Annotated in this window: 11 protein-coding genes; 8 read left to right on the top strand and 3 right to left on the bottom strand. The window is 68.6% G+C overall.

Annotated elements, in window-relative coordinates; genetic code table 11:
* The first annotated feature begins 148 nt into the window (after positions 1-148).
* A complete protein-coding gene (locus ACQY8M_RS13515) occupies positions 149-1,351 on the top strand; it encodes an acyl-CoA dehydrogenase family protein (RefSeq protein ID WP_428675356.1) in 1,203 nt (400 codons plus the stop codon).
* Between the two features lie 80 nt (positions 1,352-1,431).
* On the opposite strand, the gene ACQY8M_RS13510 is transcribed toward ACQY8M_RS13515, so the two are convergent.
* Positions 1,432-1,725: a hypothetical protein gene (locus ACQY8M_RS13510; RefSeq protein WP_428672774.1), complete on the bottom strand. Its 294-nt coding sequence runs from the start codon at positions 1,723-1,725 to the stop codon at positions 1,432-1,434.
* A gap of 267 nt (positions 1,726-1,992) precedes the next feature.
* Here ACQY8M_RS13510 and ACQY8M_RS13505 point away from each other — a divergent pair, with 267 nt between their 5' ends.
* The 7 genes from ACQY8M_RS13505 to ACQY8M_RS13475 all read left to right on the top strand — a co-directional run bounded on the left by ACQY8M_RS13505 (position 1,993) and on the right by ACQY8M_RS13475 (position 9,162).
* Positions 1,993-3,354 (top strand): nucleobase:cation symporter-2 family protein, encoded by a 1,362-nt coding sequence (locus ACQY8M_RS13505; protein ID WP_428672772.1) that lies wholly within the window; start codon positions 1,993-1,995, stop codon positions 3,352-3,354.
* Between the two features lie 32 nt (positions 3,355-3,386).
* Positions 3,387-4,574, top strand: a complete 1,188-nt coding sequence (locus ACQY8M_RS13500; protein WP_428672770.1) for a urate hydroxylase PuuD — start codon at positions 3,387-3,389, stop codon at positions 4,572-4,574.
* Between the two features lie 3 nt (positions 4,575-4,577).
* Positions 4,578-5,039, top strand: coding sequence for a hypothetical protein (locus ACQY8M_RS13495; protein ID WP_428672768.1), 462 nt, complete (start codon positions 4,578-4,580; stop codon positions 5,037-5,039).
* Complete coding sequence (locus tag ACQY8M_RS13490) at positions 5,036-5,416, top strand: hypothetical protein (RefSeq protein WP_428672766.1); 381 nt, start codon at positions 5,036-5,038, stop codon at positions 5,414-5,416. Before ACQY8M_RS13495 ends, ACQY8M_RS13490 begins: the two co-directional genes overlap by 4 nt.
* A gap of 266 nt (positions 5,417-5,682) precedes the next feature.
* The gene (locus ACQY8M_RS13485; protein WP_428672764.1) at positions 5,683-6,453 is read left to right on the top strand and encodes a crotonase/enoyl-CoA hydratase family protein; all 771 of its coding nucleotides are present in this window, start codon (positions 5,683-5,685) and stop codon (positions 6,451-6,453) included.
* A gap of 4 nt (positions 6,454-6,457) precedes the next feature.
* Positions 6,458-7,480 (top strand): NADPH:quinone oxidoreductase family protein, encoded by a 1,023-nt coding sequence (locus tag ACQY8M_RS13480; RefSeq protein ID WP_428672762.1) that lies wholly within the window; start codon positions 6,458-6,460, stop codon positions 7,478-7,480.
* Positions 7,477-9,162 carry a dihydroxyacetone kinase family protein gene (locus tag ACQY8M_RS13475; RefSeq protein WP_428672760.1) on the top strand — a complete coding sequence of 562 codons (1,686 nt, stop codon included), beginning with the start codon at positions 7,477-7,479 and terminating at the stop codon, positions 9,160-9,162. Before ACQY8M_RS13480 ends, ACQY8M_RS13475 begins: the two co-directional genes overlap by 4 nt.
* Positions 9,163-9,165: 3 nt before the next feature.
* On the opposite strand, the gene ACQY8M_RS13470 is transcribed toward ACQY8M_RS13475, so the two are convergent.
* Both ACQY8M_RS13470 and ACQY8M_RS13465 read right to left on the bottom strand, forming a co-directional pair.
* Positions 9,166-10,155, bottom strand: coding sequence for an adenylate/guanylate cyclase domain-containing protein (locus tag ACQY8M_RS13470; RefSeq protein ID WP_428672758.1), 990 nt, complete (start codon positions 10,153-10,155; stop codon positions 9,166-9,168).
* Complete coding sequence (locus ACQY8M_RS13465; RefSeq protein ID WP_428672756.1) at positions 10,155-11,315, bottom strand: FIST signal transduction protein; 1,161 nt, start codon at positions 11,313-11,315, stop codon at positions 10,155-10,157. The genes ACQY8M_RS13470 and ACQY8M_RS13465 overlap by 1 nt, the downstream gene beginning before the upstream one ends.
* Positions 11,316-11,319 lie beyond the last annotated feature (4 nt).

Raw genomic sequence — 11,319 nt, 5'->3', positions numbered from 1 at the left:
GGGCGGGTGATTTCCCCTCCATCAAATCTCATCTAATGTCGCCCCAGACCCTAGGAGGAGACACCCCGTGAACGTCCACGTCGCCGCGACCAAGCCCGCCCCGAAGAAGCCCCGGCCCGATCTCGATGCCGAGCTGAACAACCTCGCAATGTCGAAGGAGGCGCAACCGCTGTTCGATGCGGTGAAGGCGCATATCGAGGAGAACGTCGCGCCGATCACCGAGGAGTTCTTCCGCCTGGGCGAGGGCCGCAAGGATCGCTGGAGCTGGGCGCCGGGGCAGCTCGAGCTGCTCGAGGGCGCCAAGAACAAGGCCAAGGCGTCCGGCCTGTGGAACTTCTTCCTGCCCCACTCGGAGATCGGCCGCGGGCTCACCAACCTCGACTACGCCTACATCGCCGCCGAGCTCGGCAAGTACCAGCTCGCCTCGGAGTCGCTGAACTGCTCGGCACCGGACACCGGCAACATGGAGGTGCTGGAGAAGGTCGGCACGCCCGAGCAGAAGGAGAAGTGGCTGAAGCCGCTGCTCAACGGCGAGATCCGCTCGGCCTATGCCATGACCGAGCCGGGCGTCGCCTCGTCCGACGCCAAGAACATCGCCACGCGCGCCGAGCTCGACGGCGACGAATGGGTGATCAACGGCGAGAAGTACTACATTTCCGGTGCCGGCGATCCGCGCTGCAAGATCATGATCGTCATGGTCAAGACCAGCCCCGACGCCTCGCCGCAGTTCCAGCAGTCGCAGATCCTCGTGCCGATCGGCACGCCCGGCCTCGAGATCGTGGGACCGATGACCGTGTTCGGCCACGACCACGCGCCGCGCGGCCACATGCATCTCAAGTTCAACAACTGCCGGGTGCCGGCCTCCAACATCCTGCTGGGCGAGGGCCGCGGCTTCGAGATTTCGCAGGTCCGTCTCGGACCGGGCCGCATCCATCACTGCATGCGGTCGATCGGCGCGGCCGAGAAGGCGCTCGACCTGATGGTCAAGCGCGGCTCGACCCGCACCGCCTTCGGCAAGCAGCTCATCCAGCTCGGCAAGAATTTGGAACTGGTGTCGCGCGCCAGGATCGAGATCGAGGCGATGCGGCTGATGGTGCTGAAGGCGGCCAAGGCGATGGATGTGCTCGGCAACCGCGAGGCCCGCGTGTGGGTCAGCATGGTCAAGGCGATGGTGCCGGAGAAGGTCTGCACCATCATCGACCAGGCGATGCAGATCCACGGCGCCACCGGCATCTCACAGTGGTCGCCGCTGTCTGAGATGTACGTCAACCAGCGGCACCTGCGCTTCGCCGACGGTCCGGACGAGGTCCATCACATGGTCGTCGGCCGCGCCGAGATCAGCCGGCACTAATCTTTCTTCGTCTTCCGGACCGCGAGCGTCTCGCTCGCTCGGGCTCATGAGCGAGCGAGACGCTCGCGGTCCGGAAGAAACTACCCCAGCAATGCTTTCGTCACCTGCTCCCACTCCTCCTGGAGCGAGCAGGTCGCGACCGGCTTGCCGGCGTGGCGGTACCAGTAGCCGGCGTTGGACAGGTCGCCCTCCTCGCGGTGCAGGTGGGCGTGGACCCAGTCGCAGTCCTTGTCGCCCTCGTGGCCCTGGCACACCTCGTGCGCCTTGCTCCACTCGCCCTTCCGCAGCCACCACAGCGCCTGAAGCGCCGGCCCGACATCGCCCGGCGGCGCCGACTCCGACACGCTGCTCCGGAATCCATCGATCGTCGTCATGGTCACCTCATCATGGTCCTCCCTGCGCGCAGCGCGGGGAGGTATCAGCGTCTTACGCTGACGGAGGGGTCAGAGGCCGCACCGATCCCGTGGCCCATGACCCCTCCGCCCCTTCGGGGCACCTCCCCGGCTTATCGCCAGGGAGGAAGTAAAGATGTGCCCATGCGCGCGTCCATTGCAACGGCGCCCTCGACTGCAAAAACCCTCATGGCACGAGGGTTGCTCACAAAACTGTCATCACGCCACGTCGCTCGGGGGAGAAGTTCGATGGCCGATGCAAGCGTCCACCCGGTGGACGAGAAGTTGCCGCTCGTGCAGCTGCTGCCGCTCGGCCTGCAGCACGTGCTGGTGATGTATGCCGGCGCGGTCGCGGTGCCGCTGATCCTGGGGGGCGCGCTCAAGCTGCCCAAGGACCAGATCGCCATCCTGATCAATGCCGACCTGTTCGCCTGCGGGGTGGTGACGCTGATCCAGTCGATCGGCTTCCGCGGCTTCGGCATCCGCCTGCCGGTGATGATGGGCGTGACCTTCGCCGCCGTCGGTCCGATGCTTGCGATGGCCACCGACCCGCGCATCGGGCTGCTCGGCATCTACGGCGCGGTGATCGGCGCCGGCGTCTTCGGCATCCTGATCGCGCCCTTCATCAGCCGCCTGCTGCCGCTCTTCCCGCCCGTCGTCACCGGCACGATCATCGCCGTGATCGGCATCTCGCTGATGCGGGTCGGCATCAACTGGGCCGCGGGCGGCGTCGGCAACCCGCGCTTCGGCGATCCGCTCTATCTCGGCGTCTCGCTGCTCGTGCTGCTGGTCATCCTCGGCGTCACCAAGTACCTCAAGGGCTTCTTCGCCAACATCGCCGTGCTGCTCGGCCTCGTCGTCGGCTTCATCGTGGCGATGGTGCTGGGCGAGGTGAGCTTCGCGGGCGTGGGCGAGGCGGGCTGGATCGAGCCGGTCTATCCCTTCCAGTTCGGCCTGCCGACGTTCGACCTGCTGGCGATCCTCACCATGTGCCTGGTGATGATCGTGGTGATGATCGAATCGACCGGCATGTTCCTCGCCCTCGGCGAGCTGACCGAGCGCAGGATCGGCCAGGAGGAGCTGACGCGCGGCCTGCGGGTCGACGGGCTCGGCACCCTGATCGGCGGGGTGTTCAACACCTTTCCCTACACCTCGTTCTCGCAGAACGTCGGGCTGGTCGGGATCACCGGCGTACGCAGCCGCTGGGTCACGGTGGCGGCCGGCGTCATCATGCTGGTGCTCGGCCTGTTCCCGAAGATCGCGACGGTCGTCGCCTCGGTGCCGCAGTTCGTGCTGGGCGGCGCCGGCATCGTGATGTTCGGCATGGTCTGCGCCACCGGCGTGCGGATCCTGTCGCGGGTCGATTTCCGCGGCAATCCGAACAATGCCTATGTGGTTGCGATCAGCATCGGCTTGGGCATGATCCCTCTCGTGTCGGAACGCTTCTTCGTCCAGATGCCCAAGGCGCTCGGCCCGCTGCTGCACAGCGGCATCCTGCTCGCCTCGATCTCGGCGGTGGCGTTGAACGCCTATTTCAACGGCATGCGCGGCGGCGCCGAGGCCGCCGCCGATGCCGCCGCAGCCGGCCGCGAGGCCGAAGCGGCGCACTGAGCCCAAAGGCGGTAGAGAGACCGGGAGAGACAATGGACGCCGCCTTCCTCGCCGACTGGCTCAACCTCCTGCTGCGCTGGGCCCACATGATCGTGGGCATCGCCTGGATCGGGGCCTCGTTCTACTTCATCTGGCTCGACAACCATCTGCATCCGCCGCTCGATCCGGCCGATGCCGCGCGCGGCATCAGCGGCGAGGTCTGGGCGGTGCACGGCGGCGGCTTCTACACCGCCAAGAAGTTCAAGGTGGCGCCCGAAAAGCTGCCGCCCGAGCTGCACTGGTTCATGTGGGAAGCCTACACCACGCTGATCACCGGCTTCCTGCTGCTCTGCCTCGTCTATTATCACGGCGCCGAGGTCGCGCTGATCGACCCGAGGGTGATGGCTCTCGACAAGTGGGAGGCGATCGGCATCAGCCTCGTGTTCCTCATCGCCGGCTGGCTGTTCTACGACTGGCTGTGCCGCTCGGCGTTCGGCGAGGACGAGGCGATCCTGGGCGGGCTGGTCGCGCTCTACTGCGGCGTCGCCGCCTGGGCGCTGTGCCACATCTTCTCCGGCCGCGGCGCCTACCTGCATTTCGGCGCCATGCTCGGCGTCATCATGGTGCTGAACGTCTATTTCGTGATCATCCCGGGCCAGAAGGAGCTGGTGAAGGCCAAGCAGGAAGGCCGTGTCCCCGATTCGAAGTACGGGCTGATGGGCCGCCAGCGCTCGGTCCACAACACCTACTTCACCCTGCCGGTGCTGTTCACGATGATCAGCAACCACTACGCCGGCCTCTACGGCCACGAGTGGAACTGGGTCCTGCTGCTGATGATCTCGGTGGCCGGCGCGCTGATCCGGATCTGGTTCGTGCAGCGCCACAAGGGCAACCAGAATCCGCTGGTGCTGGCGTCGGGCCTGGTGATGCTGGTGTTGACCGCGATCCTATCCCTGCCCCGCCCAACCGTCGACATCGGCCCGGCGGCCAGCTTCGCCGAGGTCCAGCCGATCTTCCAGGCGCGCTGCCAGCCCTGCCACGCGACCAAGCCGACCCAGGAGGGCTTCTCCGCCCCGCCCAAGGGCGTCATCCTGGAGACCCAGGCGGAGCTGCGCGCGCGGGCGGCGATGATCAAGCAGCAGGTCTGGGACTCTGCCGTCATGCCGCCGGGCAACCTCACCAACATCACCGACGACGAGCGGCGGCTGATTGCGCGCTGGATCAAAGGCGGCGCACAATAGCGCATGATCCTGCGCTCAGGGCGTCTGCCGTGGCGCCGCCTGCTCACGGCGGCGCTCGCTGCGGCAGCGATCTTCGTCTACTGGACCCAGCTCGGCGACCGCAACGCGCGCGTCGCCGCGCGCGACGTGCCGGCCGCGGGCGAGTCACGCGACAACGCCGGCCCGGCGCGCTCCAACGTCGGCTTCGCCACCGAGCGCCGGCTCGAGGAGCATTACGAGAAGCACGGCGCCGAGTTCGGGCGCATCACCAAGCAGGACTATCTGCGCCAGGCCCAGCTGCTGCGCGACGCCCAGGTCGGCGGCCCGGTGCTGCAGACCGTGCGCGCCGACGGGGTGACGACGAAGTTCGACCGCCAGACCGGCGCGTTCGTCGCCTTCAACCCCAATGGCACGATCCGCACCTTCTTCAAGCCGAACGACGGCGAACGCTATTATCGCCGGCAAGCCGAAAGGGTTGGCGAATGAAGCCGCCGGTTCCGATGGGCCCGCCCGACGTGGCCGAGCTGCGCGACCTGATCGACCAGTGGGCGGAGTTCACCGGCGATCTCGAGCGCCGCGACTACACCTTCGACCTCGACAACTGGCGCAACGACGTCGACGTGCGCGAGCTGATCCTCGAGGCGCTGCCGATGTTCAGCCGCGAGGAGATGGGCGACCACGCGCTGAAGCTCGACGCGGCCGACACGGCGTTCACCGCCGGCACCCGCGTCTTCAAGCGCTGCATCTGGGGCCACGGCACGCAGAAGAAGGAAAAATGGACCCCCGAGAGGAACTGGTGGTACTTCCGCACCCCGCTCCGCTCCAACGCGCAGCTCGAGGACGAGCTGGCGACGGTGCGGTAGTTTCTGTCTTCCCACACCCTACCTCAGCCTGAGAGTTTGTGAATCATTCGGCTTATCGTGCAATGGGGCAGCATTGCTCCTCACCCTGAGGAGCGGAGCGAAGCGCAGCGTCTCGAAGGGTGGCGACGCGAAGAAAGCGGCATAAGGCCGCGACAACGCCGACGTTCGCCGGCGTCGTGCGTGTTGCCACCCTTCGAGACACTCGCTGCGCTCGCTCCTCAGGGTGAGGTGGTGGGTGGCGGCGACCGGAGAAACAAAGGACCGAGATGGCGACTGACAAGATCCTGATCGAACGCAACGGCCCGGTCACCACCGTCATCATCAACCGTCCGAAATCGAAGAACGCGCTCGACAACGAAGCGGCGCACGGTCTCGCCGATGCGCTGAAGGCATTCGAGTTGGATGACGAGGCGCGCGTCACCGTGCTGACCGGCGCGGGCGGGGCGTTCTGCGCGGGCGCCGACCTGAAAGAGCTCGGCGGCGGCACCGACTATTTCCCGTGGGCCGGCAGCGATGGCGGGCCATTGCGGGCGCCGTTGTCGAAGCCCGTGATCGCCGCCGTCGAGGGCCATGCCTGCGCGGGCGGGCTCGGGGTGGCGCTGTTCTGCGACATCCGGATCGTCGACGAGACGGCGGTGTTCGGCGTGTTCTCGCGGCGCTGGGGCGTGCCGATGAGCGACGGAACGACCGTGCGGCTGCCGCGCATCATCGGGCAGGGGCGCGCGATGGACATGCTGCTGACCGGCCGCGCGGTCGGGGCCGACGAGGCGATCGCGATCGGGCTCGCCACGCGCAAGGTGGCGCGCGGCACGACGCGCGCGGCGGCGGAGAAGCTCGCCGCCGAGATCGCGGGCTTTCCGCCGATCGCCATGACCTCCGACCGCCAGTCGGCCTACGAGAGCTTCGACCGCGACCAGGCTTCCGCCATCCGGCGCGAGATGGAATTGTCGCTGGCGGCGCGACGGCAGGAGTCGCAGAAAGGGGCGGCGCGCTTCGCATCGGGCGAAGGCCGGCACGGTTCGTTCGAGAGGAAGTGAAGAGATGCGTGCGTTGGTGTGTCATGCCTACGGTCCGGTCGACTCGCTGAAGCTCGAGGACGTGCCGAAGCCGCAGCCCGCGCCGGGCGAGGTGCTGGTCAAGGTCGGCGCGGCGGGCGTGAGCTTCGCCGCCATGCTCGGCATCCAGGGCAAGCACCAGAACAAGCCGCCGCTGCCCTTCGTGCCGGGCAACGAGATCGCCGGCGAGGTCGTGGCGCTGGGCGACGGCGTCACCGACCTGAAGGTCGGCGATCGCATCGCCACCGGTGGCAGCCGCGGCGGCTTCGCGGAATATTGCGTCACGGTCGCCGCCAATGCGGTGACGATCCCCGACGCGCTGCCCTATGCCGAGGCGACCAATTTTCCGACGCTCTATCCGACCGCCTACGGTGCGTTGAAGTGGAAGGCCAACCTGCTGCCCGGCGAGGTGCTGCTGGTGCACGGCGCGGGCGGCGGCTCGGGCCTGACCGGCATCGAGGTCGGCAAGGCGATGGGCGCGGTCGTGATCGCGTCCGCCGGCGGCGCCGACAAGCTGGCCGCCGCAAAGGAAGCCGGCGCCGATCACCTCATCGACTACCGCAAGGAGGATCTGCGGACGAAGGTGCTCGAGCTGACCGGCGGGCGCGGCGCCGACGTGATCTACGATCCGGTGGGCGGCGACGCCTTCGCCGCCTCGCTGCGCTGCGTCGCGCCCGAGGGCCGCATCATCCCGATGGGGTTCGCGAGCGGCACGATCCCGCAGATCCCGGCCAATATCCTGCTCGTCAAGAACGTGACCGTGATCGGCTTCTACTACGGCTACTGGAACGGCTGGGGCGGCAAGACCGAGCCCACGCCCAAGGAAGCCGTCGCGCTCGCCCATCGCCGCGCGATGGTGGCGGACGCGCAGAAGGAGCTGACGCGCTGGTTCGTCGAGGGCAAGCTGAAGGCGCTGGTCGCCGGCAAGTACGATCTCGCCGACTGGGTGAAGGCGTTCAAGCTGATCGAGGATCGAACGGTGGTCGGCAAGGCCGTGCTGGTCCCGTGAAGAAGCTGATCAACGCCCCGCGCGCGGTCGTGCGCGAGATGCTCGAGGGGCTCCCCGACCTGCATCCCGGCCTGGCGCTGCTCGAGTCGGAGAACGTCATCGTGCGGACGGGCCTGCCGTCCGCGGAGCACCGGCCGGTCGCACTTCTGTCCGGCGGCGGCTCGGGCCACGAGCCCGCGCACGCGGGCTACGTCGGCAACGGCATGCTGACGGCGGCGGTCGCGGGCGAGGTCTTCACCTCGCCGAGCGTCGACGCCGTGCTCGCCGGCATTCGCGCCGCCAGCGGACCCGCCGGTGCGATCCTGATCGTCAAGAATTACACCGGCGACCGGCTGAACTTCGGCCTCGCCGCCGAGCTTGCCCGCACCGACGGCATCCCGGTCGAGGTGGTGATCGTCGCCGACGATGTCGCGCTCGCGGGCACGGTGGCCAACGACCGCCGCCGCGGCATCGCCGGCACGGTGCTGGTGCACAAGATCGCCGGCGCAGCCGCGGCTGGCGGTCGTAGCCTGGCCGAGGTCGCGCAACTCGCGCGCGCCGCTGCCGCGGATGTCGGCACGATGGGTGTGGCGCTCGGCGCCTGCACCGTGCCGGCGGCGGGCCGGCCGGGCTTCGAGCTCGGCCCGGACGAGATCGAGCTCGGTCTCGGCATCCACGGCGAGGCAGGCGTCGAGCGCGCCCCGATGATGCCGGCCGACGCGCTGGTCGAGCGTCTCCTGTCCTCGATCCTCTCCGACCGCCAGCTGGTTGCCGGTGATCGGGTCGCGTTGCTGGTCAACGGTCTTGGCGGCACGCCACCGATGGAACTCGCCATCGTGGCGCGGCACGCGATGGCCGTGTCGCGCGCGCACGGCCTCTCGGTCGAGCGCGCCTGGGCGGGCACGTTCATGAGCGCGCTCGAGATGCCGGGCGTCTCGCTCTCGCTGCTGCGGGTCGACGACGAACGCCTCGCGCTGCTCGATGCGGCAACGACCGCACCGGCATGGCCCGGACCGGGCAAGGTTGCGACACGCGCAGTCGTGGCCGTGCCGTCCGTGCCCCAAGCTTCACGCCGCACCGACGGAAGGCCCGCCGATCTGCGCCTGCCGGAAGCACTGGTCGCCGTCGCGACCGCCCTGGAAGCGGCGGAAGGTCAGCTCACCGATCTCGACAGCCGCGCGGGCGACGGCGATCTCGGCGCCAGCATGGTGCGCGCCGCCGAGGCGTTGCGCACGCTCGCCACGCAGCCATGGTCCGACCCCGCCCCGCTGCTGGCCGCAGCGGCCGACGCTTTGCGGCGCGCGATCGGCGGCAGTTCCGGGCCGTTCTACGCGACGGGCCTGCTGCGGGCGGCGCGCCGGCTGCCCTCGCTGCCGACGCCGCTCGACTGGGCCCAGGCCTTCGAGGATGGCGTTGCCGCAATCGGCGCTCTCGGCGGAGCACAGCCGGGCGATCGCACGATGATCGATGCGCTTGCACCGGCCGCGCGTGCGGTCTCGCGACAGGTAAGCGACGGCGCACCGCTCGGCGACATCCTCAAGGCCGCCGCGCTTGCCGCCGAGACAGGCGCCGCCGCAACCGCCGGCATGGCGCCTCGCCTCGGCCGCGCGAGCTACCTCGGCCAACGCGCACTGGGCATTCCCGACGCGGGCGCAGCAGCGGTCGTGATCTGGCTGCGCGCCCTCGCCGACCGCTTCGCTTGAGGGCTACCCGCCGCGCCGCAAGCGTTCGGCTGCCCGTTCGAGCGCTGCAAGCGCGCGGCTTCGGCTGTCGTCGGTGAGCTTGGCGAGGTCGAGCCGGATCGCGACGCCATGGTCTTCGACCCGCAGGACCTGCTCGCGCTCCTGTTCGTCGGCGAAGATCGACGTCACGGTAAACGGCCGGACTTCGCTGCGGATGCCCTTGGCCAGGATCGGCTCGCGCTCCTCGGCGTCGACGGTGTCGCGCACCAGGACGTAGGTCTCGAACGACAGCAAGATGCCGTCGGCGTCTGCCGCCGTCTGAAGGCGGGCGGTCAGATTCACCTCGCCGCCGATGATCGTGTAGTCCATGCGGTCCGGGCTGCCGAAGTTGCCGACATTGCAGTAGCCGGTGTTGACGCCGATCCGCATGCGGAACGGCCGCTCGTAGCCCATGGCATTCCACTTGGCCTGGAGCCGGCGCATCCTGCGCTGCATGGCGACGGCCATGCGCACGCAGGCCCGGGCATCCTCTTCCGTGCCCTTCGATTCGGGGTCGCCGAAGAACATCAGCATGGCGTCGCCGATGAACTTGTCGATCGTGGCACCGTGCTCGAGCGCGAGCTTCGACATCTCGGTGAAGTAGTCGTTCAGGATGAAGGTGAGGTCCTCGGCCTGGAGGTCCTCGGTGGTGCGCGTGAAATCCTGGATGTCGCTGAAAAAGATGGTGAGCTTCTTGCGCCGCGTCACGAGCGAGGCATCCTGCTTGCCGGTGAAGATCGACTGGTAGACCTGCGGCGAGAGATACTTGGAGAGCTTGGCCGACAACGCCTCGAGCGTGCGGTTCTTGTCGGCCAGCAGGGCCTTCTGCTCGTTGAGGTCGGCCAGCAGCGTGGTGTAGAGCGAGTCGAAGCGGTCCTTGGCCTTCTCGAGGTTCACCCGGCTCTCTTCCGAGCGGCGCAGCTTGCGCTCGAGCAGGCGGATCTGGCGCTCGGCCTTTGCGATGTCGTCGGCCATCAGCTCCCCATCAGCAGGCAGACGAAGGCCTCGTTGTGGTAGTTCGAGGCCGGCGACGCGCCGGCGAGCGGGCCGATCTCGCCGTAGCCGTAGAAGCCGCACACCGGGACGTCCGTGCCGAGCACCTCGCGGACAATCCCGAACTCCTCGGCGGTGCGCGTCCCGAGCAGTAGCTTGCGGGCGGCACAGGAGAACACCAGGGCGGCCTCGGGAACCTTGCCTCGCGGATAGGCGGCGAAGGCGCCCTCGACCGACTTGCGGCAGCCGTCGAGGATGGCGTCGCGGCTGGCGATGGCGATCTGCACCATCGCCCCGATCGGCACGTCGCCGGCGAGCAGCACCGAGCCGCCCGTCTCATCGGCGAACCCGTTGCTCGCGCGCAGGTACTCGATGCCGCCGTCCGGACCGATGATTGCCAGCGGGCATTCCGGTGTCGGCAGCGCGCCCGGTCCGAGAAAGCGGCGGAAGAAATCGAGCGCCGGCCGGCCGTCGATCTCCAGCACCACCTGCCCCTCGGCACGCGTCACCAAGCCCGGCTCGCCGACCGGCTTCCAGCCGCTCGCCGCCGAGAACGCGCAATGCAAGGCGCCCGAGAACAGCAGGATGGGAACCGAATCCGACACCACCTCGGTGCCGAAGAACTGGCGCGTGCCGCTCATGCGAAACTGGTCGGCCGCACCGCCGCCGAACAGCGGCACCTGGTCGCCCAGCCCCTTCTGCAGCAGCTCGACGATCTGCTGGCCGCTGGTGGTCAGGCTTTCGGGCAGGGCGATGCAGAAGCGTGGCGGCAAGGTCATGCCGTCCTTCGCCATCGCGAGCGCCTGGGTGCAGGCGGCCTCGACGCCGGCACTGGCATTGCGCCCGAGCCCCGCGGTGATCTTCACGGTATCCGATCCGAACAGGATCAGGCTGACGGAATCCTCGCAAAAACCGCGCAGGGAAGAGACCTCGCCGTCAGTGGTGCAGCCGATCACCTGCAGGCCCGGCCATCTGGCCGCCAGGCCCGCCAGCACCGCCTCGTGCTCGACGTCGATGGCAGCGAACAGCAGGGCGGCCTGCGGCGTGCGGCCGGCGAGCTCTTCGGCGCACTGCTCCGCCAGTTCCTGGAGAATCGCTTCGGTGTCGAGATCCTCGCTGTGCGCGACGGCCACAAAGAACATGGCA

It is taken from the genome of Reyranella sp. (assembly GCF_965279465.1).
Taxonomy (GTDB): domain Bacteria; phylum Pseudomonadota; class Alphaproteobacteria; order Reyranellales; family Reyranellaceae; genus Reyranella.
The sequence above is the reverse complement of the archived record's forward strand: the minus strand, read 5'-3'. Positions and strand labels throughout refer to the sequence as shown.